At 35.1% G+C, this 23,231-nt stretch carries 20 protein-coding genes, 4 tRNA genes and 2 other annotated features; of the genes, 21 read left to right on the top strand and 3 right to left on the bottom strand.

What is annotated here, in order from left to right:
* Window positions 1-9 precede the first annotated feature (9 nt).
* Complete coding sequence (gene dapA, locus ACPWSR_RS17480; RefSeq protein WP_426349503.1) at window positions 10-891, bottom strand: 4-hydroxy-tetrahydrodipicolinate synthase; 882 nt, start codon at window positions 889-891, stop codon at window positions 10-12.
* Between the two features lie 276 nt (window positions 892-1,167).
* On the opposite strand from dapA, the gene ACPWSR_RS17475 reads away from it, so the two are divergent.
* The 7 genes from ACPWSR_RS17475 (at window position 1,168) to ACPWSR_RS17445 (ending at window position 3,580) form a co-directional block, all read left to right on the top strand.
* The gene (locus tag ACPWSR_RS17475) at window positions 1,168-1,422 is read left to right on the top strand and encodes a small, acid-soluble spore protein, alpha/beta type (protein ID WP_426349502.1); all 255 of its coding nucleotides are present in this window, start codon (window positions 1,168-1,170) and stop codon (window positions 1,420-1,422) included.
* A 70-nt stretch (window positions 1,423-1,492) separates the two neighbouring features.
* A complete protein-coding gene (locus tag ACPWSR_RS17470) occupies window positions 1,493-2,242 on the top strand; it encodes a class I SAM-dependent DNA methyltransferase (RefSeq protein ID WP_426349501.1) in 750 nt (249 codons plus the stop codon).
* The gene (hslO, locus tag ACPWSR_RS17465) at window positions 2,242-3,132 is read left to right on the top strand and encodes an Hsp33 family molecular chaperone HslO (RefSeq protein WP_426349500.1); all 891 of its coding nucleotides are present in this window, start codon (window positions 2,242-2,244) and stop codon (window positions 3,130-3,132) included. Before ACPWSR_RS17470 ends, hslO begins: the two co-directional genes overlap by 1 nt.
* A 112-nt stretch (window positions 3,133-3,244) precedes the next feature.
* Window positions 3,245-3,320: transfer RNA gene (locus tag ACPWSR_RS17460), tRNA-Val, on the top strand.
* 27 nt (window positions 3,321-3,347) lie between these two features.
* Window positions 3,348-3,423, top strand: a tRNA-Phe gene (locus ACPWSR_RS17455).
* Between the two features lie 3 nt (window positions 3,424-3,426).
* Window positions 3,427-3,501: transfer RNA gene (locus tag ACPWSR_RS17450), tRNA-Gly, on the top strand.
* Window positions 3,502-3,506: 5 nt separating this feature from the next.
* Window positions 3,507-3,580, top strand: a tRNA-Cys gene (locus ACPWSR_RS17445).
* Between the two features lie 58 nt (window positions 3,581-3,638).
* On the opposite strand, the gene ACPWSR_RS17440 is transcribed toward ACPWSR_RS17445, so the two are convergent.
* On the bottom strand, window positions 3,639-4,334 hold the full coding sequence (locus ACPWSR_RS17440; RefSeq protein WP_426349499.1) for a DUF6873 family GME fold protein: 696 nt from the start codon (window positions 4,332-4,334) through the stop codon (window positions 3,639-3,641).
* Window positions 4,335-4,481: 147 nt separating this feature from the next.
* Here ACPWSR_RS17440 and ytxC point away from each other — a divergent pair, with 147 nt between their 5' ends.
* The 14 genes from ytxC to ACPWSR_RS17370 all read left to right on the top strand — a co-directional run bounded on the left by ytxC (window position 4,482) and on the right by ACPWSR_RS17370 (window position 21,639).
* Window positions 4,482-5,510, top strand: a complete 1,029-nt coding sequence (ytxC, locus tag ACPWSR_RS17435) for a putative sporulation protein YtxC (protein WP_426349498.1) — start codon at window positions 4,482-4,484, stop codon at window positions 5,508-5,510.
* Window positions 5,511-5,546: 36 nt separating this feature from the next.
* Window positions 5,547-5,662: a sequence feature (ribosomal protein L20 leader region), on the top strand.
* Between the two features lie 52 nt (window positions 5,663-5,714).
* Window positions 5,715-6,212: a translation initiation factor IF-3 gene (infC, locus tag ACPWSR_RS17430; protein WP_426349497.1), complete on the top strand. Its 498-nt coding sequence runs from the start codon at window positions 5,715-5,717 to the stop codon at window positions 6,210-6,212.
* 20 nt (window positions 6,213-6,232) lie between these two features.
* Window positions 6,233-6,430: a 50S ribosomal protein L35 gene (gene rpmI / locus ACPWSR_RS17425; protein ID WP_426349496.1), complete on the top strand. Its 198-nt coding sequence runs from the start codon at window positions 6,233-6,235 to the stop codon at window positions 6,428-6,430.
* 24 nt (window positions 6,431-6,454) lie between these two features.
* Window positions 6,455-6,814, top strand: a complete 360-nt coding sequence (rplT, locus tag ACPWSR_RS17420; protein ID WP_426349495.1) for a 50S ribosomal protein L20 — start codon at window positions 6,455-6,457, stop codon at window positions 6,812-6,814.
* A gap of 126 nt (window positions 6,815-6,940) precedes the next feature.
* Window positions 6,941-8,278: a TrkH family potassium uptake protein gene (locus ACPWSR_RS17415; protein WP_426349494.1), complete on the top strand. Its 1,338-nt coding sequence runs from the start codon at window positions 6,941-6,943 to the stop codon at window positions 8,276-8,278.
* An 11-nt stretch (window positions 8,279-8,289) separates the two neighbouring features.
* A complete protein-coding gene (locus ACPWSR_RS17410; RefSeq protein WP_426349493.1) occupies window positions 8,290-8,949 on the top strand; it encodes a potassium channel family protein in 660 nt (219 codons plus the stop codon).
* Window positions 8,950-8,963: 14 nt separating this feature from the next.
* A complete protein-coding gene (locus ACPWSR_RS17405) occupies window positions 8,964-9,749 on the top strand; it encodes a TrmH family RNA methyltransferase (protein WP_426349492.1) in 786 nt (261 codons plus the stop codon).
* Window positions 9,750-9,787: 38 nt separating this feature from the next.
* Window positions 9,788-9,999, top strand: a binding site (T-box leader).
* Window positions 10,000-10,056: 57 nt separating this feature from the next.
* Complete coding sequence (gene pheS / locus ACPWSR_RS17400; protein WP_426349491.1) at window positions 10,057-11,076, top strand: phenylalanine--tRNA ligase subunit alpha; 1,020 nt, start codon at window positions 10,057-10,059, stop codon at window positions 11,074-11,076.
* A 12-nt stretch (window positions 11,077-11,088) separates the two neighbouring features.
* Entirely contained in the window at window positions 11,089-13,470 is a 2,382-nt protein-coding gene (pheT, locus tag ACPWSR_RS17395) for a phenylalanine--tRNA ligase subunit beta (RefSeq protein WP_426349490.1), read from the top strand.
* A 70-nt stretch (window positions 13,471-13,540) separates the two neighbouring features.
* Window positions 13,541-14,140: a cell division protein ZapA gene (locus ACPWSR_RS17390; protein WP_426349489.1), complete on the top strand. Its 600-nt coding sequence runs from the start codon at window positions 13,541-13,543 to the stop codon at window positions 14,138-14,140.
* A 128-nt stretch (window positions 14,141-14,268) separates the two neighbouring features.
* Window positions 14,269-16,629 (top strand): DUF3656 domain-containing U32 family peptidase, encoded by a 2,361-nt coding sequence (locus ACPWSR_RS17385; RefSeq protein WP_426349488.1) that lies wholly within the window; start codon window positions 14,269-14,271, stop codon window positions 16,627-16,629.
* 12 nt (window positions 16,630-16,641) lie between these two features.
* Complete coding sequence (locus ACPWSR_RS17380) at window positions 16,642-18,999, top strand: endonuclease MutS2 (RefSeq protein ID WP_426349487.1); 2,358 nt, start codon at window positions 16,642-16,644, stop codon at window positions 18,997-18,999.
* Window positions 19,000-19,310: 311 nt separating this feature from the next.
* The gene (gene iorA / locus ACPWSR_RS17375) at window positions 19,311-21,068 is read left to right on the top strand and encodes an indolepyruvate ferredoxin oxidoreductase subunit alpha (RefSeq protein WP_426349486.1); all 1,758 of its coding nucleotides are present in this window, start codon (window positions 19,311-19,313) and stop codon (window positions 21,066-21,068) included.
* Window position 21,069: 1 nt separating this feature from the next.
* Window positions 21,070-21,639 carry an indolepyruvate oxidoreductase subunit beta gene (locus tag ACPWSR_RS17370; RefSeq protein WP_426349485.1) on the top strand — a complete coding sequence of 190 codons (570 nt, stop codon included), beginning with the start codon at window positions 21,070-21,072 and terminating at the stop codon, window positions 21,637-21,639.
* Between the two features lie 53 nt (window positions 21,640-21,692).
* On the opposite strand, the gene ACPWSR_RS17365 is transcribed toward ACPWSR_RS17370, so the two are convergent.
* Window positions 21,693-23,156, bottom strand: coding sequence for an aminotransferase class I/II-fold pyridoxal phosphate-dependent enzyme (locus tag ACPWSR_RS17365; protein ID WP_426349484.1), 1,464 nt, complete (start codon window positions 23,154-23,156; stop codon window positions 21,693-21,695).
* Between the last annotated feature and the right edge of the window lie 75 nt (window positions 23,157-23,231).

Below are 23,231 nucleotides of genomic sequence, written 5' to 3'. Positions count from 1 at the left end.
AATTACCTCCTATTTAATGAGATTTTTACTCTTTAATTCAGCCTTTAACTTATCTAGATTGCTAGAAGTCATAGAACAGAGAGGAAGCCTTAAATCACCCACCTGAAGACCCATTAAATTCATTGCAGTTTTTACTGGAATAGGATTAGTTTCACTAAATAATTCATTGATTAAGCCGAGGTAGTCTAATTGGAGCATAAGAGCTTCCTTATACCTTCCATCTAGGTATAAAGAGCACATATCATGCATTTCTTTAGGAAGGATATTTGCTGCAACAGAGATAACTCCTAAGCCTCCTAAAGAAAGAATTGGTATAACCTGATCATCATTACCAGAATAAATGTCAATAGAATCTCCACAGAGGGCTTTATATTTTGCAATCTGGCTTATATCACCACTGGCTTCTTTAATAGCCTTGATATTTTTAAGTCCTGTAAGCTTTAAGAGAGTTTCGGGAGATATATTCATCCCAGTACGGCTTGGAACATTATACAGAATTATAGGAATAGAAACAGAAGCATCTATGGCTCTAAAGTGTTCTATAAGACCTTTCTGAGTGGTTTTATTATAATATGGTGTTATAACTAATAAGGCATCAACCCCTATATTCTCTGCCCATATGCTCATTTCTACAGATGCTTTTGTGTTATTGCTTCCGGTACCGGCAATAACAGGGATTCTGTGATTGATAGTTTTTACGGTGAATTCTATGGTGGACTTTCTTTCCGATTCCGTCATGGTAGAGGCTTCCCCTGTTGTACCACAAACAATAATGGCATCGGTATGGTTTTCAACATGCCATTCTAGAAGCTCCTTCAGTTTAGAGAAATCAACTCCTTCATCGTTAAATGGGGTGATTATTGCCACGCCAGAGCCAGTGAATATTGCCATTTTCATCTCTCCTTTATTAATTAATTGTGGTTATCTTACATACTATTCAATGATCTAAGTAGTTGTAAAGAAATTTTATAAGTAAATATTCTTTAGTTTTATATTTAATCTATGACTAGCACTTAAAAGTCTTATATTTAGTATATTATATAATGACTTAGAGAAAAATATATATCTGTATATTATTTTAACACTCCTTGATTACTTTATTAAGAATAAATTATATATATAGGGTTAAAATATATTACAAATAAATTCTCTTTGGCGGTGAGTGCTTTGAGTAAAACACCTTTAAAAAAAGTAATAAAATCTAAAATAAAAGCAAATAGAGAGTTAACTGAAGCAGAAAAGCTCAGAGAGAAACTTAAATATGAAATTGCTGAGGAGCTTGGGCTAAAGGAGAAGGTAGAAGCTTTAGGCTGGAGTGGTCTTACAGCAGAGGAAACTGGAAGAATAGGGGGAGTAATGACCAAAAAGAAAAAGACTCTTAAGGTTCCATCAAATAGAGAAATTCTAGAACAAGGTAGATAGGTATTCTATTGACGTTAGCTATTTTTACCTATATTATTTATGTAAACAAGGTTCTTTAGGGGGTAGCTTTATGAATAGCTCGTATGAAAATTTAGCATTAATTTATGATAAGTTGATCACAGAAGATATTGATTATAATAAGATTTCTAGCTATATATTAAAGGCTGCTGACAGGAATGGTATTAATAAAAACAAATATCTAGACATTGCCTGTGGTACAGGTATAGTTATAGAAAAGTTGTACAAGTGTTTCCTTGAGGTAACTGCTGTGGATTACTCCTTAGAAATGCTCTCAGAAGCTGAGTTTAAATTTAGAGGAGAAAAGAATATACGGTTCATCAATCAGAATATGGTAGACTTAGAGCTTCATGAAAGGTTCGATGTTATCACCTGTGTATTAGATGCAGTAAACTATGTCTTAGAAGAGAAGGATATTATAGAATTTTTTACAAGAGTATATGACCATCTGGAGGAAGGTGGATTATTTATTTTTGATATGAATTCTTATTATAAGCTTAGCCAAGTGCTGGGGAATAACACTTATACTTATGATACTGAGGAGTTATTTTACTGCTGGGAAAATGACTTTGAGAATGATATCATAAATATGTATCTCACCTTTTTTTTAAAAGAAGGTGAATTATACAAAAGGTTCCAGGAGGAACATGTAGAAAGAGCATATAAGGAAGAGTTTATTGAAGAACTCATAATTAATACTGGCTTTAAAATATTAGCAAAAAACGATGACTATAATGAAGGTATCCCTTCAAGAAACAACTCTGAAAGAATTACATATATTTTAAAAAGAGGAGAGAACTAATGGATAAATTAATAAGAGGAATTGCAAAAGACGGTATGATAAGAGTAATGGCAGCGGATACTAGAGATCTTGTAGGTGAAGCTTCCCGTATACATGGTTGCACACCTACAGCAGCTGCTGCTTTAGGAAGGATGCTCACTGCTGGATCCCTCATGGGTAGTATGCTAAAAAGTGAGAAGGATGCCCTTACACTTCAGATAAATGGTGGAGGAGAAGCGCAAGGAGTTGTTGTAACAGCTCACAATGATGCTTCTGTTAAAGGATATATAGGAAACTCTAAGGTACATCTACCACAAAATGATAAAGGGAAGCTAGATGTAGGTGGTGCCATTGGAAGAGATGGAAATCTTATGGTCATAAGAGATATGGGTTTAAAAGAGCCTTATGTAGGACAAGTGCCCATATATTCTGGAGAGATAGCTGAGGATATCGCTTATTATTTTACTGCTTCTGAACAGGTTCCTACGGCCGTAGCCCTGGGAGTGTTAGTAGATGTTGACTATACAATTAAAGCAGCGGGAGGTTTTATAATTCAACTTATGCCAGAGGCAGATGAGCTTTTGGCTGATCTTATTACATATAGGCTGGAAGAGGTTCCGCCAATTACAAAGTTATTAAGTGACGGTAAAACTATAGAAGAAATAACGGAATATATTTTTGAGGGAATGGATTTAAAGCTAACTGAAGAGGTTATTCCTGAATATAAGTGTGATTGCTCTAGAGAAAAAGTAGAAGGGGTATTACTAAGCATCGGAAAAAAGGATCTCGTGGAGCTTTATGAGGATAATAAAGAGGAAGAGCTCATATGCCATTTTTGCAATACTAAATATAGCTTTTCTCATGAGGATATAGGTAGGCTTATAGAGGAAAGTACCAAAAAAGAGCAATAATAAAAGGCTTCTGTGAGGAATAGTACTCACAGAAGCCTTTTTAAAAATATATGAATTTATATTATTGACAAAGATAGTATACCTATATTATAATTTTCCTTGTAGCTTACATGGGAGCATAGCTCAGCTGGGAGAGCATCTGCCTTACAAGCAGAGGGTCACAGGTTCGAGCCCTGTTGTTCCCACCATGAGGCCTTAGATTTTTCTGAGGCTTAGGCTGGATAGCTCAGTCGGTAGAGCAGAGGACTGAAAATCCTCGTGTCCCTGGTTCGATTCCTGGTCCAGCCACCATTTGCGGGAGTGACTCAACGGTAGAGTGTCACCTTGCCAAGGTGAAAGTTGCGGGTTCAAATCCCGTCTTCCGCTCCAAATTCGGCGCTATAGCCAAGTGGTAAGGCACAGGTCTGCAACACCTTCATCCCCGGTTCAAATCCGGGTGGCGCCTCCATAAAAAAAGAGCTTTCAAAGATAAAACTTTGAAAGCTCTTTTTTGTTTTGAAGGAGTATTATATGAAGAATATACTCCCTCTATCTTTTAATTTTCCTCTGGAAAGGGAAATTGGTTTCACATCATATTTTTGTAAAAAGTCCATGATTTCTCGGTGATAAGCATAACTCTTTAATTCCCCAAAAAGCAATAATTCACCCTTAGGAGATAAGCCTCCACATCCCCCTATAAAACCATAACTATAGCCTGGGAGAAGAATGTCACCGTATGGGAGCTTTAAGATGTCAAAGCCTAAAGGCTCCAGCGTTGAAGCTATGGAAGGATCGTTGGTGATTAAAGCCTTATCGCTTATAGGTAATATTGAGCACTTAGTATAACCTTGCTTTACTGAGATTAGCTTTTTGTTTTTCATATGAGCTAGTAGGTTTTTATCGGTGAAGTCTATATTATGTATAAAATACTCTTTAGTTTGATATGCATTTAAAAATATATCCTTTGGATAATCGCAAGAAAGTGAAGCTGCACTTTCAATAAGTTCATAATTCATAGCTATAAGTTTGTTTTTGAATTCCACATCCATACTGTTATGTACAATAAATGTTTTTTGATCTATTTTGAAGAGCTGTATATCAGGATGGGAGGAAATAGCTGGATTTACTAAAGGGGTTTTAGGACATTTTATAACCTTGTAACCTAATTTTTCAAGAGTTTCTTCTTCTTCAACTAATATTCTTTCGTCAACGATAGCATACATATTTTTTTATACTCCTTTTTAAACATATATAATATTGTAACTCCACGAGAGTGAACTTAAAATAGCTGTGTCGATAATTGTTACAATTATTTTGTATATACATCACTTTTGAATACATACTATATTTAAGGAAGGAGTGAGGAGGTTATGATACTTCTTAAGCTTGCTTATGAGGGTGATATAAATATAGTAGATAAAATACAAAGCATGCGGCAAAATTTTAAAAGTAAAAATATGATTATTGGAATATCGGAATATATTGAAAGAAATACTCACTTCATTAATATAATTTGTGATGATAAGGACTATACAGAGACTTTAGAAAAGATGGTTTATTTGTATATAAGCAATATTCTATATAAAGTCATTATAGATTACTTCAGGAATAAAGAGATGTATGAGCTTTTAACAGATAACTATTATTTTTTGAAGCATGATGAGTTAATTGAAATTGAAGCTAAGGTGATGGAAATTCTTCGTGGTGAAGATGTTACCATGGATGAAACCTATATTTATTGTATGAATAGGATTAATAATATAATTGAAAAAATAAAAGATTGTATAGAAGAGAAAAGAGAGATTAATGTTAATGGTTTCATTATTTTTAGATTTAAAGACTTAATAGAAGATATTCAAGCGGTGGTTGATAAAGTTGTAGAAAAGTATATGATAGAAAAGGAGTATAATGAATTTATAAAGCTTCTTAGATATTTTGTAGATGTACAAGAAAGTAAGATATATGAAGTTAATATCCATATAAATAAATATGGAGAGTATAGTTTGTTGGACAGCTATGGTAAAGACATTTTTCAGGACTTTATTAATGACATATCGGAAAATAGATTTAACGGTATGGGTAACGTGGAGGATATCATGATAAGCGGATTAATAACTAATTCTCCAAGAAAGGTTATAATCCATGGAAGTAAGTATTGCCTTAATAAAGAGTTCCTTGAAACCATAAATAATGTGTTTTTAGATAGAGTTTTATATTGTGAGGGGTGTTCCCTCTGTAGTTCCATAAAGGAAACCAAAGATCCCATTAACAAAAGCTCACAGGATGAATATGTGGAAGGCTATAACAAAAACAAAAATGGTACTATTTCTATAAAACACCATGATGAAGAAGTAATATTTATTAAAGATTTAGGGGATATAAAGGTTCCAGAAAAATAAAAGGTTGACTTTTATAATTTCAGGTGATAAAATCATTATGTCAAGTAGGAACTGCCGTTTCTCACCTTACAGCATCGCTAGTGAGGTTATGATATTACTATGAAGTTATTGTGATATTTAGAGGACGGCTTATGCCGTCCTTTTTATATTTAATATTTATATGCCTATATTTAACCGGAGGTGAAGCGTATTAATAAAAACTATTTGCTTAATGAAGATATTAGGGAAAAAGAGATAAGGGTGATAGATGCAGATGGGTCTATGCTCGGATTATTATCATCCAGGGAAGCCTTAAGGCTTGCAGAAGAAAAAGAACTGGACCTGGTTATGATATCACCTAATGCAAATCCGCCAGTATGCAAAATAATGGACTTTGGAAAGTATATTTATGAGCAATCTAAGAAGGAAAAAGAAGCTAAGAAAAAGCAGAAGGTTGTTAATGTAAAAGAAATCAGATTCAGTCCACAAATAGAAGAACATGATGTTAGCATTAAAGCAAATAATGCAAGGAAATTTTTGCTTGATGGAGACAAAGTTAAAGTAACCGTTAGGTTTAGAGGAAGAGAAGCAGATTATTCACATATTGGGCAAAAAATATTGAAGAGATTTGCGGAAATGCTCGAGGATGTATGTAACATCGAAAAGCCAGCTAAACTTGAAGGTAGAAATATGATTATGATTTTGGCTCCTAAGAAAGCGTAACTTGAGAGGAGGATTTTATCATGCCAAAAATGAAAACTCATAGAGGTGCAGCAAAGAGATTTAAGAAAACAGGTAGTGGAAGACTTAAAAGAGCAAAAGCGTTTAAGAGCCACATATTAACAAAGAAAAGTTCTAAGAGAAAGAGAAACTTAAGAAAAGCAGCTTATGTTTCACCTACTCAAGAAAAGAACATGAAGAAGTTATTACCATATCTATAAACTACGGAGTAGGAGGTTAGTTAAATGGCAAGAGTTAAAAGAGCGGTCAATGCTCGTAAAAATCATAAAAAAGTATTAAAGCTTGCAAAGGGCTATTATGGTGGTAAAAGCAAGCTTTTCAAAACAGCTAATGAGTCTGTTATAAGAGCTTTAAGAAATGCATATGTAGGAAGAAAGCTTAAAAAGAGAGATTTTAGAAAGCTTTGGATAGCAAGAATAAATGCAGCTACAAGAATGAATGGCTTATCCTATTCTAAGTTCATGAATGGTATAAAGCTTGCTGGTATAGATATAAACAGAAAAATGCTAGCTGAAATTGCTATAAATGATCCTAAGGCATTTGCTGATTTAGTAGAAGTAGCTAAAAATCAAATAAACCTTTAATATAAAATGCGACCTAGGTCGCATTTTTTTGTATAATAAATATATATATTTTTTTAAGTTATAATAATATTGTGATATACTTAAAAAATAGATTTTAATAGGGTGGCAGATATGATTAAAAAATATTTGAAGTTAATAAAGCTAAATCCGGTAGAGATATTAGCTGTAGGATTCTTTGTATTAATTATTATAGGAGCTTTTCTTTTATCGTTACCTATATCTTCTGCTGAAGGAAAGGCAACTAACTTTCTTGATAGTCTTTTTACATCTACCTCAGCAGTCTGTGTAACAGGGTTAGTAACCTTGGATACAGGTACTCATTGGAGTTATTTTGGTAAGACAATAATAATAGTATTAATACAAATTGGTGGTATTGGATTTATGTCCTTTGCAACACTGATTTCTTTAATACTAGGAAAGAAAATTAGTCTCAAAGAAAGATTAATAATGCAGGAATCTATGAATACTTTTAGCATTCAAGGATTGGTTAAGCTGGCAAAATATGTGCTTATTTTTACTTTTTCCATAGAGTTTTTAGGCGGACTCTTTTTGTCAAGTCAGTTTATTCCTGAATATGGTCTGCTAAAAGGTAGCTATTATAGCTTATGGCATTCTATTTCTGCTTTTTGTAATGCTGGCTTTGACTTGTTTGGAAACTTTACAAGTCTTACTGCCTATGCGGATAATCCCGTAGTAATTCTTACCATAGCAGCTTTAATCGTTATAGGAGGATTGGGTTTTATAGTTTGGTCTGACATTTTTAATTTTAGGAAGACAAAAAGATTATCTGTCCATTCTAAAATAGTTATAACAATTACAGCTATATTAATTGCTGGTGGTGCCTTATTAATGCTTCTTTTTGAATTAAAAAATCCAGAGACCCTTGGGAAATTAACTAATGGGGAAAAAGTACTAAATGCTTTATTTGCTAGTATAACACCAAGAACAGCAGGCTTTAATTCTATTTCAATTGAAGGTATGACAACCTCTGGGATATTTCTTACTATTATTTTAATGTTTATTGGAGGCTCCTCTGGCTCTACTGCAGGTGGAACAAAAGTTACAACAATCGGTGTATTATTTATGACACTAGTTGCTGTGGCTAAGGGAAGAGAGGATACAGAGGTTTTTAAGAGAAGGATACCTAAGGATATTATATATAAAGCTTTTACCATTGTTACCATTGGACTCTTTATTGTTATTGCTGTTACAATGATACTTTCGATAACAGAGCCTGGTGCATCTATAGAGTCTCTGCTTTTTGAGACCACTTCAGCATACGGAACAGTAGGTCTTTCAGCAGGTTTAACTGGAAATCTAAGCTTTGTTGGAAAGATAGTACTCATATTTACTATGTATTGTGGAAGAGTAGGCCCTTTAACAGTAGTTCTAGCAGTTATTAGTCGCAGAAAGAAGAATGGTAATGGGGTTAAGTATCCAGAGGATAGAATAATTGTTGGGTAGGTGATGTTAAAATGAAAAAACAATTTATCGTTATTGGACTTGGTAGATTTGGATCATCTGTAGCTAAAAATTTATATAAGCTTGGATATGAAGTTATGGCTGTTGATAAGAATGAAGATATTGTGCAAGATATAGCTAATGAAGTTACTCATGCAGTACAGGTGGATGCTACCGATGAGAATAGCCTTAAGGCCTTAGGAATAAGAAATTTTGATGTTGCAGTGATAACTATTGGTGAGAATATCCAAGCTAGTATTATGATAACCTTAATGGTAAAGGAGTTAGGAATAAAATATATTATTTCTAAAGCGAAGAATGAGCTCCATGCAAAGGTGTTAGAAAAGATAGGAGCGGATCGTGTTGTGCTTCCTGAAAGAGATATGGGAGTGAGAGTGGCTCATAATTTAGCATCTTCAAATATTATGGATTATATTGAATTATCACCAGAATATAGTATTATGGAGATATGTCCCGTTGAAGATTGGTATGGTAAAAGCCTACAGGAGCTATCCCTAAGAAGCAAATTTGGATTAAATATTATAGCTATTAAAAGCGATAGCTCAGTTAATGTTAATCCCTTAGCTGAGGATATAATTACTCATGGTTCTGTACTCGTTGCTGTTGGCTCAGAGAAAGACATTGCCAAAATAGGGAGAGGTTTTAACAGATAAATGGAGGTTTTCATTTGATATATATAGAAAGTAAGGATAATAAAGTATATAAGGAGCTGAAAAAACTCAAAAATAAAAGGTATAGGCTTGCTTATAATAGATATTTGATTGAAGGGCTTAGATTTGCAGAAGAGGCTGTTAAGTCAGAGGTTAAGATTATAAAATTAATAGTCACAGAGGAATTTTATAATAAACACAAGGAAGACCTTGATATTTTTATAGGAATCCCTACAGTGCTTCTTAAGGATACTCTTTTTAATGAGCTATCGGATACTGAAAAGCCTCAAGGCATAATGGCTGAGGTTGAGATGAGGGATCTTATACCTGAAATAAAAGATGGAATATTCGTGTTAGTAGACAGAATTCAAGATCCAGGAAACTTAGGGACAATTATTAGAAGTGCTGAGGCAGTGGGAGCTTTAGGAATAATCTGTACTAAGGGAACAGTGGATTATTTAAATGAAAAGGTTCTGCGTTCCACTATGGGCTCGGTATTTAGAATGCCTATTATTCTGGAAGGAGATGACATGTTATTTATAAAAAGTCTTAAGGAAAAGGGATTTAGGTTGTTGGGAACAACCCTTCAAACAAGCAACAGTCTTTATGACTGTGACCTTTCAGGAAAAATAGTAATCTGCATAGGCAATGAGGGAAATGGGATAAGTTCAGAAGTGCTGGATTTATGCGATATGAGAGCTATAATACCTATGCCGGGGAAAGCAGAATCATTAAATGCTGCTGTTGCTGCTTCAGTAATCATCTTTGAGGCTTTAAGACAAAGACTTATGTTTAATGCTTGATTTTAAGAGAAAATAGTTATATTATATTATTAAAATAGATAAAAACTGTGAATGAGAGAGTAGGTATAAGCTGCTTTATACAGGGAGGAAGATCATAGACTGAGAGTCTTCCAGAAGCTACTATACTGAAGTTCGCTCAGGAGTTCCGGCTGTGAAATTGAAGTAGTAGTCGGCGGATAAAACCGTTATTAAGTTAAGTGAGCATGAAAATTGCTAACTAGGGTGGTACCGCGGATAATCCGTCCCTTTTGGGGCGGTTTTTTATTTTGCAGAAAAACTTACAGTATTTAATGAAAGGAGCAACATAATGAAAGAAAAGCTTTTGGAAATCAGTAAAAAAGCCATTGAGGAAATTAGTAATATAGAAAGCCTTGCAGAGTTGGAAGCTATAAGAGTTAAATATTTAGGAAAAAAAGGAGAGCTTACAGCTATTTTAAGAGGAATGGGAGCTTTATCCCCAGAGGAAAGACCTGTTGTGGGAAAGGTTGCTAATGAAGTAAGAGGTGAAATAGAAGATAAAATAGAAAATATTTCCAGGGAAATAAAGGAAAAAGATAAGGTTAGAAAGCTGAAAAATGAAGTTATAGATATATCCTTACCTGGGAAAAAACCGGTCATTGGTAAGAAGCATCCTTTGGAATTAACCGTTCAGGGAATGAAGGATATATTTGTTTCTATGGGCTTTTCTATAGAGGAAGGACCTGAAATCGAGTTGGACTATTACAATTTTGAAGCCTTGAATATACCAAAGAATCATCCTGCTAGAAGTGAACAGGACACTTTTTACATTAATGATAATATAGTTTTGAGAACCCAAACCTCTCCGGTGCAGATAAGAGTAATGGAAAACCAGAAACCACCTATAAAAATGATTTCTCCTGGAAAGGTTTTTAGATCAGATGCTGTAGATGCCACTCATTCTCCAATCTTTTATCAATTGGAGGGATTAGTTATAGATAAGGGAATCACCATGGCTGATTTAAAAGGAACCTTAGAGCTCTTTGCTAAAAAAATGTTTGGAGAAGGGGTTAAAACAAAGTTCAGACCCCATCATTTTCCTTTTACAGAGCCGTCTGCAGAAATGGATGCTACCTGTTTTGTTTGTGAGGGAAATGGCTGTAAGGTATGTAAGGGTAGTGGCTGGATAGAACTTTTAGGCTGTGGTATGGTGCATCCTCAGGTTCTCAGGAATTGTGGTATTGATCCAGAAGTATACAGTGGATTTGCCTTTGGCTTTGGTATAGATAGAATGGTTATGCTAAAATACGGCATAGATGATATAAGATTGCTTTATGAAAGCGACATGAGATTTCTTAAACAATTCTAGGAGGTAATTATAATGAAGGTTCCATATAAATGGCTTAAAGATTATGTTGAAATAGATATTGCGCCACAAGAGCTGGCAGATAAATTAACTCTCTCTGGCTCCAAGGTAGAGGAGATTATAGTAGAGGGAGAGGATATAGAAAATGTTCTTACAGGACTGATAGAAAGCATTGAGCCTCATCCTGATGCCGATAAGCTAGTAATATGCCAGCTAAATGTTAATCAAGGGGAGTTAGTTCAGATTGTTACTGGAGCAAATAATATGAAGGTGGGAGATATAGTGCCTGTAGCTCTTCACGGTGCATCTTTACCCAATGGGCTAAAAATAAAAAAAGGTAAGCTCAGAGGAGTGGTTTCTAATGGTATGATGTGCTCTGAAGAGGAGCTTGGTATCCCTACTGAGGAGCCAGTTCATGGCTTAATGATACTTCCAGCTGATACTCTGCTGGGAAAAGATATAAAGCAAGTTTTAGGTTTAAATAATGAGGTTATTGATTTTGAGATAACTTCTAATAGACCAGATTGCTTGAGTATTATAGGAATTGCCAGAGAAACAGCAGCTACTTTGGGTGAGAAATATACCCTTCCCAATTATACCTACAGTCCCTCATCTTCAGATAATATAGAGGATTATTTAAAGGTAGAAATAAAGGATAAGGAAAAATGCCGAAGATATATAGCTAAAGGTGTTAAAAATGTTCGCATAGAACCATCGCCCAACTGGATGCAGGAGAGACTTATAGCAGCTGGAGTAAGGCCTATAAACAATATTGTTGACATTACAAATTTTGTGATGTTAGAGCTAGGTCAGCCAATGCATGCTTTTGATAGAAGGGAAATAAAATCCAATAAAATAGTTGTGGATATTGCTAATTCTGATGAAAAATTTACCACCTTAGATGGAATTGAAAGAATATTAGATGATACAGTATTATGCATTAAGGATAATGATGTGACCATTGGCCTTGCGGGTATAATGGGTGGAATGGATTCAGAAATAAAAGATGATACTACTGAGGTTATCTTTGAAAGTGCCAATTTTGATGGTACAAATATAAGAATCAATTCAAAAAAGTTAGGTCTTAGAACTGAAGCTTCCTTGAGATTTGAAAAGGATATTGATCCAGAGCTTGCTATGATGGCTATTGAAAGAGCTTGCTGCTTAGTAGAGGAGCTTAAAGCAGGAGAAGTTGTTCAAGGAGCTATAGATATATATCCTAGTCCACAGAAGAAAAAGCTTCTAGAGGTTTCTGCGAAGTGGGTAAATGACTTTCTTGGTACAGAGATTTCTTCCGAAGCGATGGTAGATTATCTTAACAGATTAGACATAGCTACAAAGCTTCAGGAGGGAATTCTTAATGTTGAGGTTCCAAGCTTTAGGATAGATTTATCTATTAGAGAAGATATCGCTGAGGAAATAGCTAGAATCTATGGCTATGATAATATACCAACAACTATCAGTAAATCCTTAACCTATAAAGAGGTAAAAAGCACTAAGCAGCTTGCTGATGAAATAGTTGTTAATACTATGATAGCTTCGGGATTGTATCAATCGATTTCTTATTCCTTTGTGAGCACTAAGTCTTTAGATAAGATAAAGGCAACAGAAGATAGCCGTCTTAGAGATATGATAGTTATTAGGAATCCTTTAGGAGAAGATTATAGCAGAATGAGAACAACTACTATTCCTTCAATGCTTGAGGCTCTTGCAAGAAATTATTCAAGAAGCATAGAAGAAGCAAGACTCTTTGAAATGGGAAAGGTATATATAAAGAATGAGGATGAACTTAAGCTTCCTAAAGAAAATAATATCCTTACCATAGGGCTATATGGAAATGCAGATTATTTTGATTTAAAGGGTGTAGTAGAAAATCTATTAGAAGCTATGGGTATTGTGAAATTTAGCTTTAAAAGACAGGAAGGAAATCCTGCATACCATCCAGGCAAAACAGCAGAGCTTTACTCTGGTAAAAATCTATTAGGTATAATGGGAGAGATCCATCCTGATGTGCTTGATAATTATGGCATTGAGCTCCCCTGCTATATTGCTGAAATTAATTTAGATGAGTTATATGAGCTGTCTAATTTAGTTAAGAAGTATAAAGCTCTTCCTAAGTATCCTGCAGTTACAAGAGACTTAGCTTTATTAGTGGATGAAGAGCTATTAGTTCAAGATATAGAGGATACTATAAAAGGTCAGGGAGGAAGCATGTTAGAGTCAATTAAGCTTTTTGACGTATATAAAGGAAAACAAATCCCTGAGGGTAAGAAAAGTGTTGCTTATTCACTAGTTTACAGAGCGGAAAACAGAACCTTGGAAGAGAAGGATGTTAATAAAGTTCATAATAAAATATTAAAGGCCCTAGAATACAAAATAGGAGCTCAATTGAGATAAGCCTGTTTTATTAATTGAGTAATTATGGTAGAATATAATTATTACTTTAAATAGTTAAGAGGGTGCTTTAATGAATGTTATTACAGTTAAAATAAATGGTCTAGAATATAATCTTAAAGGTGAAGAGAGCGAAGAATATCTACACAAGGTTGCTATATACGCCGATAGAAAGATAAAAGGTTTGTCAGAGAATAATAAGAAGCTAAGTATGACCTCTGCTGCAGTGTTATCCGCTGTTAACATTACTGACGAATTATTCAAGGCTGTTGATAAACTTAAAGATATTCAGGGAGAATTAGAGGGTTTAAAGATTAAAGAGATTGAATACGAAGCCCAGCTTTCCGATTCAAAAAAGCATATTCAAAGGCTAGAAAGCTACAATGATGAGCTTCAGAGCCGTACTAATTCAGTAGAAGCAGAAAAAGAGCTTCAAGAAAAAGAAGAGCTTATAGCTTCCCTTAGGACAGAAATTGATATCCTTAAGGATACAATAAGCAAATATGCAAAGGAAAATAATGAGCTTAAAGAAGCAAATAAAGAAATTAAGTTTAACCTGCAAACTTCTAAATATAAAATTATGGACCTTCAAAGTAAACTTATTGATAATCAAGTTACTCTGGCAAAGGAAAGAAAAAGTAAAAATGCACTAGTTAATTATGACAACAAATAAGAGCCTTTTGGCTCTTATTTGTTGTTTGCTCATTTTCAGCAAATATTCATATGCTGAGACATAATAAATACTCCTTGTAGAATAGGCTTGCCTTTGTATATAATATTTGTGAATAGGAGAGATGAGACATGAAACAAATAGAGCTATTAGCTCCAGCAGGTACTAAAGAGGCTTTTATAGCGGCGATAAGTGCTGGTGCTGACGCAGTTTATATTGGTGGAGATAAGTTTTCAGCTAGAGCCTATGCTGGAAATTTCGATAATGAAGGAATAAAGATGGCAGTGGATTATGCTCATATTAGGGATGTTAAGGTATATGTGACCATGAACACTCTCATAAAGAACAATGAAATTGCTGAAGCAAAAAAATATATTGATGATTTATATAAAATTGGTGTAGATGCTTTAATAATACAGGATCCTGGGATAGCTGAATATTTAAGATATGAATACCCTGATTTTGAAATTCATGCATCTACGCAGATGACGGTGCATAATGGGTTGGGTGCTCAGCTACTAAAAGATAAAGGATTTAAAAGAATTGTCCTATCAAGAGAGTTATCTTTTAAAGAAATAGAGTATATCTCCAAAGAATTAGGGATTGAAACAGAGATTTTTGTCCATGGAGCTTTATGTATAAGCTATTCTGGTCAGTGTCTTATAAGCAGTCTTATTGGAGGCAGGAGCGGTAATAGAGGCAGATGTGCCCAGGCCTGCAGGATGCCCTATACTCTTATAAATAAATATACTGGAGATGAGAAGCAAGGCTATCTTTTAAGTCCTAAGGACATAAGCACTATTGAGTATCTACAGGATGTAGTTGCCACTGGCGCTTCTTCTCTAAAAATTGAAGGAAGAATGAAGAAGCCTGAATATGTAGCAGGGGTAGTAAGAAACTACAGAGAAGCATTGAATATAATACAAGGAAGTACAGGAAGCTTTAATAAAAAGGAAGCCAATAAAGAGCTTATGCAGCTTTTTAACCGACAGGGCTTTAATAAAGCATTTTTTTATGGAAACTCAGGGATTGAGCTAATGGCTACAGAGTCCCCTAAAAATACTGGGCTATATATAGGAAAGGCTAATAAAGATTTATCAATAGTTCTTCAGGAAGGTATAAGTCTAAAGGATGGAATTAGCTATAAGGATAAGGGTTTTACTGTATCAAAAATTATAAAAGATGGAGAGATTATATCCAGTGCAGCAGCAGGGGATAAGGTTAAACTCTATCCTTTAAATTACAAACCAGGGGATAAGCTCTTTAAGACCCTTAGTAATGCGCTTATGGAAAAATACTCTAATTTGACTCCAATAAAGCCATACGGAGATTTACAGTTGTTTTACACCTTTAGGAAGGGTGAGAAGTTTATACTAAAAGGAATATATAAAGGAAAGAACTACACTGTAGATGGTGGAATCGTAGCAGAAGCTATCAATAAGCCCCTTAGTAAAGAAAGAATAGAGGATAACCTCGCGAAGATTGGTACAATGCCCTTTAATCTTACTAAGGTAGAAAGTGATCAATGTGAGGAAGGCTTTCTTCCTATATCTGAAATAAATGATTGTAGAAGAAGATTATTAGATATGATAGTTACTTCTGTAACTGAAGGATATAGAAGAAGTAGCAGGTCCAGAAGCAATAATGCTTCTACTCTAAATGACAGGGAAAATAAAGCTGCAGCTATTAAATTAATGCCATATTTAATCACTATAAATACTAAGGAACAGCTTGAAGCTTTTATTGATGCAGACAGAGATGGTGCAATAGTTAACTTATTCACTAGAAAAAATAGTATTTTAGAAGAAGATTTAGAGATGCTAGAGGGAAAGAGCTTTTATTTGAAGACTCCAAACATAATAAAGGAAGAATTGCCTCAGATAATTAAAGTTTTAGAGCGGAATATCCATAAGGCTCAAGGGATAATAACCTCAAATTTAGCTATAATGAAACATTTTCAAGAAAAAGCTAATGTAATAGGAGATTATAAGCTCAACCTTTATAACTCCTATGGAGTAGAGTTTTATGCCAATCTAATTAAGAGCTATACATTAAGTGTGGAGCTTAATAAGAAGGAAATAGAAGAGCAATTAAAGACCTCCTCTATGCCTGCTATGATTATGGCCTACGGAAAGCTTGAAACTATGATAATGGAATACTGCCCAATAGGCAGTATAGTTGGAGGAAAAACTTCTAATAAAAGCTGCAGCAAGGCATGTGATAAGGGAGAATTTTATCTTAAGGACAGAACAAATAAAGAAATTCCACTGATTACTGATAGATACTGCCGATGCTCCTTGTTAAATTCTGTTCCCTTAAATCTTTTAGACAAAGAGGCAGAACTTAGAGAGATGGGAGTAAGTACCTTGAGAGTTGAACTTACCAATGAAAACTATGAGGAGACTATGGAAGTTCTTAATTATATAGGTAAGAATAAAAATTATGATGATAATACCTTTACCCGTGGACATTATAAAAGAGGAGTAGAGTAAAGAGGTGAAAATATGAATGATAAAGCTGTGAGAGTCTTAGAGTTTTATAAAATTAAAGAGAAAATCGCACAATATGCAATAACAACAAAGGCAAAGGATAATATAATGTCCTTAGCTCCCTTTACTACTATAAATGATGTGAGACAAAAGCTGCAGGAGAGCTATGAAGCACTGAATATTTTATACAAGAAAGGCTCACCTCCTTTTGAAGGCCTTTATGATATAAGTCAGGCAGTGATAAGAGCTGAAAAGGGAGGAATATTAAATCCAGAACAGCTGTTAAGAATAGCACAGGTGATGAAATGCGGTAGGGGCCTACAGGGATTTATGGCTAGAAAGGAAAATGAAACTCCTTTTGAGAGCTTAGAGGATATAGCTGGTCTTATACTTCCTCTTAAGTCCCTAGAAGATTCAATATTTAAGGCAATTATAAGTGAAGAAGAAATTGCCGATCATGCCAGCACTCAGCTATATAATATAAGAAGAAGCTTAAGAGAAAAAAATTCGTCCATCAGGGATAAGATATTACAGCTTATGAGAAGCAATGCAAAGTATCTTCAGGACAATTTGTATACTATGCGAGGGGATAGATATGTATTACCTGTAAGAGCAGAATATAGATCTCAGGTGCCTGGATTAGTACATGACCAAAGTTCCTCAGGGGCTACTATATTTGTTGAACCAATGAGTCTCGTTGAACTGAATAATGAGATAAAAGAGCTGCATCTTAAAGAAAAAGCAGAGATAGAGAGGATACTGGAGGAGCTTTCTTCTCAGGTATATAGCAATATAGATGCTGTGAAAAATAATGAAAATATAATTTGTGAATTAGATTTCATTTTTGCAAAAGGTAAATATGCCAGCGAGATAAATTGTGAACTGCCTTCTATCAGTGAAAAGGGCCATATAGACATTATTGAAGGGAGACATCCTCTTATAGATCAGAGTATTGTTGTTCCCAGTGATGTATACTTAGGTAAGGATTTTAATTCTCTTATAATAACAGGACCTAATACAGGAGGAAAAACTGTAACTTTAAAAACAGTAGGATTATTACATCTCATGGCATTAAGCGGTATTCTAGTGCCTGTTCGTAAAAATTCAACACTGGGCTTTTTTACAGAAATATATGCTGATATTGGCGATGAGCAGAGTATTGAACAGAGTCTTTCAACCTTCTCCTCACACATGACTAACATAGTTAAAATAATTGAGGAGGCTAAGGATTCCTCTCTAGTGTTATTAGATGAGCTTGGAGCAGGAACGGACCCGACGGAAGGTGCAGCTCTGGCTGTTGCAATCCTTGAATATCTTCGCGAAAAGAAAGCGAAAATATTATCGACAACACATTATAGTGAGCTAAAGGGGTATGCATTAAGAACTGCTGGGGTTGAAAATGCTTCTGTAGAATTTAATGTTGAAACTTTAAGACCAACCTACAGACTTCTCATTGGAGTTCCTGGAAAATCTAATGCCTTTGAAATTTCCAGAAGACTAGGGCTTCCTAATCACATTATTGATAGCTCTAAAAATCTTATTTCTGATGAGTCGCTTAAATTTGAAGACTTAATACAGAAGCTTCAAGAGAAATCAATAAAAGCTGAAACCGATGCAAGAGTAGCTGAGGAAAGAAAAAAAGAAGTAGAAGAATTAAAGAATAAACTGGAAAACAAGCTTGCAGGGATTGATAGGATTAGAGAAAGTGCTCAAGCTGAGGCTAAGAAAGCAGCGAGAAATATAATTAAAGAAGCCAAAGCTGAGGCTGATGAAATTTTAAAGAATATTAGAGACTTAGAAAAGTTAGGATACTCTTCTGATGCTAGAAGAAAGCTGGAGGAAGAGAGAAAGCGTCTAAAGGATAGTATTGATAAGCTAGAAAGTAAAGAAAGTCTAGAAGGAAAATCTAAAGGTAAGGCAATAAAGGAAGCCAATCCTGGAGATGAGGTTTTTTTACCTAAGCTTAATCAAAAGGTGATAATATTAACTAAGCCTGATAGCAAGGGTGAGGTGCAAGTACAGGCTGGAATAATGAAAATAAGCGTAAAGGTTTCTGAGCTCTATGAGAGTAATGAAAAAGAAGAAGTTAAGAAAAAAAGTAACAGAAAAATAAATTTAAATTTAAAGAATGTAAGTACTTCAATTGATTTAAGAGGAATGGATGCAGAAGAAGCTATTTATAACACAGATAAGTATCTCGATGAGGCATATCTAGGAGGTTTATCAGAGGTTACTGTTATCCATGGAAAGGGTACTGGTATCCTGAGAAAGGCAATTACAGACATGCTTCACAGCCACCCTCATGTAGCAGACTTTAGGCTTGGAGAATATGGAGAAGGTGGTACTGGAGTAACAGTAGTAACAATAAAATAATTATAGATAGGCAGGCTTTTGAAGCCTGCCTTTTAAAGCTTTATCAGAAGGAATTGACAAAACTGTAACAAAATCCCTATACTGTAATAGGAAGAATAGATTGTATATTTAATGCCTTGGAGATATGTAAATCAGTGAACATACGACTAAATTTTTTCAAGCTTTATGTAATGGTTTACTTTAGGTTCATGGTATCAAATAAATGTATAAAATATGTTTTTCATGGTGATTAAAGAGATTAAGTTTATTTAGATTTGCTAGAGAAAAAATACTATTAAAATTGAGGAAATTTTATTTAGGAGGAAACATTTATGAAAGTAATCATGTCTGGAAATGAAGCCTGTGCAAGAGGCGCTTTTGAAGCATCCTGCCACATTGCATCTGCATATCCAGGAACGCCAAGTACAGAGATTCTTGAAAGCTTTGCCACTTATCCTGAGGTCTATGGTGAATGGGCACCAAATGAAAAGGTAGCCTTTGAAGTGGCAGCAGGTGCCTCTATTGGCGGATCAAGAAGCCTTACAGCAATGAAGCATGTGGGCCTGAATGTTGCTGCGGATCCGTTATTTACCATGGCTTATGAAGGCGTAAATGGTGGTTTTGTCGTTGTGACCGCAGATGATCCAGGAATGCACTCCTCACAAAATGAACAGGATAACAGACTTTATGCTCCTCATGCTAAGGTCTGTATGGTAGAACCTTCTAATTCTCAGGAATGTCTTGATTATATGAAGGAAGCCTTTCGAATAAGCGAAGAGTACGATACCCTTGTACTTTTTAGGCTTACCACTCGCGTTTCTCATTCAAAGAGTATTGTAGAGGTGGGAGAGAGAGTAGAAAAGCCAGTTAAGAATTATGAAAAGAATACAAAAAAGTATATAATGATACCTGCCAATTCAAGGCCCAAACACATAGAGGTAGAACAGAGGCTTAACAAGCTAAGAGAAGAATCTAATAAATCTTCTTTAAATAGAATGGAGTTCCATGGAAGCACTCTAGGGATAATTACCAGCGGAATTAGCTACGAATATTGCAAAGAGGTTTTCGGGGAAACTGTTTCATACCTAAAGTTAGGTTTTACCTATCCAATGCCGGATAAACTTATACAGGAGTTTTCAGGAAAGGTGGACAGGCTTATTATAGTTGAAGAAAATGAGCCCTTTATAGAAAATCATGTAAAAACTATGGGCATAAGCTGCCAGGGTAAGGACTTGATACCTATATGCGGTGAGTTAAATCCTGAAATAATTAGGGAGTCTATTTTAGGTGATAAGCCTAACATTACCTATAATTATAGTGGAAAGCTTCCCAATAGGCCCCCTGTCTTATGTGCTGGTTGCCCTCACAGAGGAATATTCTATGAGGTAGCAAAGCATAAAGATATAATAGCTACTGGAGATATTGGATGCTATACCCTAGGAATGATGCCGCCTTTAAATGTAACAGATACGGTGATTTGTATGGGAGCATCAATTTCAGGTGGAATAGGATTAAGTAAGGCCAGAAGGCTTGGAGGTGATTATAAAAAGATATTTGCTTTTATAGGAGATTCAACCTTCTTTCATTCAGGTATAACTGGTCTTATTAATTCAATCTATAATAATGAGCCTATTGTTACCTGTATATTGGATAACAGAACCACTGGGATGACAGGGCATAACGAAAATCCAGGGACGGGAAAAACTCTTATGGGAAAAGAAGCACCAGTAATTCCAATAGAGAACATAGTTCTCTCCTTAGGGATTAAGAAAGAAAATATGAGGGTTATTGAGTCCTATAACCTAGAGAAGCTTAGAGAAGCCATTAAAGAGGCGAAGGCTTCAGAGGAGCCCTTCGTAATAGTTACTAAGGAACCCTGTGCTCTAAAAAAGGACGTAATAAGGATGAGAAAAGGGCTAAAATGTCATGTAAATATTGAAAAATGCAGAAAATGTAAGGCATGCTTAAGAACTGGATGTCCGGCTTTGAGCTTTAAGAAAAGTACAGTGGCTATAGACGCAGCACAATGCAATGGTTGTGAAATTTGTAAGCAGGTATGTCCGTTTAGTGCTATTGAGAAGGTGGTATGATATGAATAAGAATATTTTATTTGTTGGTGTTGGGGGTCAGGGAACAATACTTGCTTCAAAAATATTTACCGAAGGTCTGTTAAAACATGGCTTTGATGTAAAGATGTCTGAAGTTCATGGCATGGCTCAAAGGGGAGGTAGTGTTGTTACTCAGGTGAGATATGGAGAGAAGGTTTATTCTCCATTAATAGAGATGGGAACAGTAGATATTATTGTTTCCTTTGAGAAAATCGAAGCTGCCAGATGGATTAAGTATTTAAAGCCTGAAGGCAGGGTAATAATTAATGATTATGAGATAAGACCAGTGACGGTTTTAGTAGGTGGTGAAAATTATCCTGAAATGATTTTCTCGGAATTATTAGAGGAGGGCATAGAACTGAAAGCAATAAATGCCTATGGTGAATCACAAAGAATAGGTGATTTACGAATACAGAATATAATTCTCTTAGGAGCTCTGATTAAAGCCTGTGAGCTGGAAGAGCTCAACTGGGAGGGAATATTAAAAAATAATATAAAAGAGCCATTTTTTCAATTAAATCTTGAGGCTCTAAAAATTGGATTAGAGCTATAATATATTATAAAACAAGCTATCTCGCAGCTATAGAGCTGAGAAATAGCTTGTTTTTATCTTTTTACAGTTTTTATATTCTCTACAGAAGGATCTTCTGTTCCTTGAACATATAAACCGGCTTTTTTAAGGTCATAAACATAATCGATTATTTCCTGTGTTATAATTTCTCCAGGGCAGAGAACAGGTATACCTGGAGGGTAGGCCAATAAAAATTCACCGCTTATCATTCCTACACTATCCATAAGAGGTGTTGACACCTTATTGCTGTTAAAAGCTTCTCGAGGTATGAGAGCACTTTCTGGTATTTGTGGTATATCAAAGAAATCTGGTTTTACCCTGCCTTTATCGGAGTAATCTTCGCTTATCTCTTTTAATGCTTCAATGAGACTACCAATTGATTCTGGGGTATCTCCAAAGGAACCAACGGCTAACACATTGTATAAATCTGAAAGCTCTACCTGTATATGATATTTCTCAGCTAGAATAGTATCTAATTCATATCCGGTTATACCTAGCTCCCGACAGGTAATGGTAAGCTTTGTTGGGTCTATAGAATAAACACCAGGATTACCTAAAAGCTCTTTTCCAAAGCAGTAGAAGCCAGGAATTTTGTTTATCTCATCCCTTGCATATTCAGCTAATGCTATAGTTTGATTTAATAAATCCTCACCATTTAAGGCAATCTGCCTCCTGGAACAATCCAGTGAGGCCATGAGAATATAGGAAGGAGAGGTAGTCTGAAGCAAGTTTAATACCTGCTGTACTCTTTTTGTATCCACATACTTACTCTTTACATGAAGTAGAGAGCATTGGGTTAAGGCTCCTATAATCTTATGAGTGCTTTGTGCACATATATCGGCACCAGCGTTCATAGCGGATACTGGAAGCTTGTCATTAAAACCTAAGTGGGGACCATGAGCTTCATCTACTATCAGAGGAATATCATAGCTATGGACTATATCAGCAATTTTCTTTATATCCGTAGCAACCCCGTAATAGGTGGGATTTATAATCAGTACTGCCTTAGCGTCCGGATTATTTTCTAGGGTCTTTTTTACAGTTTCAGGGGTTACTCCCTGGGCTATTCCAATATTTTTATCAAGTTCAGGTTGCATATACACGGGAAGGGCACCGCTTAATATTATGCCTGCTGTAACGGACTTATGAACATTCCTAGGAACAATAATTTTATCTCCATTGCCTACAACGGACATAATCATGGCCTGAATAGCACCTGAAGTACCATGAATTGAGAAAAATGCAGCGTCTGATCCATAGGCATCAGCAGCTAGGGCCTGTGCATGTTTTATTGGTCCTGTTGGGTGATGCAAGCTATCAACTAGCTTAAAAACTGTAACATCGATTTTAAAGGGGTTCTTCCCAATAAAGTTTTTAAATTCTTCGTCCATACCTTCTCCTTTTTTATGCCCAGGAACATGGAAAGGTATTGTTTCTCTATCTACATATTCCATCAGTGCATCAAAAAGAGGAGTTTCATTTTGATTAAGTTTATACAAGTGAATACGGCACCTTCCTTCTATGTGGTTTTTATTATATATTCTCATAATAAAATTAAGTTCTTATGAAAAACA

It is taken from the genome of Alloiococcus sp. CFN-8 (genome assembly GCF_049943125.1).
Lineage (GTDB): Bacteria > Bacillota > Clostridia > Clostridiales > Clostridiaceae > JAEXZL01.
Note: the sequence above shows the minus strand (reverse complement) of the source record. Positions and strands in the feature narration are given on the sequence as shown.

Coding starts and splice junctions, on each gene's coding strand:
- ACPWSR_RS17390 (WP_426349489.1), top strand. CDS start 13,541: ATGAATGTTATTACAGTTAAAATAAATGGTCTAGAATATAATCTTAAA.
- ACPWSR_RS17370 (WP_426349485.1), top strand. CDS start 21,070: ATGAATAAGAATATTTTATTTGTTGGTGTTGGGGGTCAGGGAACAATA.
- ACPWSR_RS17470 (WP_426349501.1), top strand. CDS start 1,493: ATGAATAGCTCGTATGAAAATTTAGCATTAATTTATGATAAGTTGATC.
- pheS (WP_426349491.1), top strand. CDS start 10,057: ATGAAAGAAAAGCTTTTGGAAATCAGTAAAAAAGCCATTGAGGAAATT.
- ACPWSR_RS17385 (WP_426349488.1), top strand. CDS start 14,269: ATGAAACAAATAGAGCTATTAGCTCCAGCAGGTACTAAAGAGGCTTTT.
- pheT (WP_426349490.1), top strand. CDS start 11,089: ATGAAGGTTCCATATAAATGGCTTAAAGATTATGTTGAAATAGATATT.
- rpmI (WP_426349496.1), top strand. CDS start 6,233: ATGCCAAAAATGAAAACTCATAGAGGTGCAGCAAAGAGATTTAAGAAA.
- iorA (WP_426349486.1), top strand. CDS start 19,311: ATGAAAGTAATCATGTCTGGAAATGAAGCCTGTGCAAGAGGCGCTTTT.
- ytxC (WP_426349498.1), top strand. CDS start 4,482: ATGATACTTCTTAAGCTTGCTTATGAGGGTGATATAAATATAGTAGAT.
- ACPWSR_RS17410 (WP_426349493.1), top strand. CDS start 8,290: ATGAAAAAACAATTTATCGTTATTGGACTTGGTAGATTTGGATCATCT.
- dapA (WP_426349503.1), bottom strand. CDS start 891: ATGGCAATATTCACTGGCTCTGGCGTGGCAATAATCACCCCATTTAAC.
- ACPWSR_RS17440 (WP_426349499.1), bottom strand. CDS start 4,334: ATGTATGCTATCGTTGACGAAAGAATATTAGTTGAAGAAGAAGAAACT.
- hslO (WP_426349500.1), top strand. CDS start 2,242: ATGGATAAATTAATAAGAGGAATTGCAAAAGACGGTATGATAAGAGTA.
- rplT (WP_426349495.1), top strand. CDS start 6,455: ATGGCAAGAGTTAAAAGAGCGGTCAATGCTCGTAAAAATCATAAAAAA.
- ACPWSR_RS17380 (WP_426349487.1), top strand. CDS start 16,642: ATGAATGATAAAGCTGTGAGAGTCTTAGAGTTTTATAAAATTAAAGAG.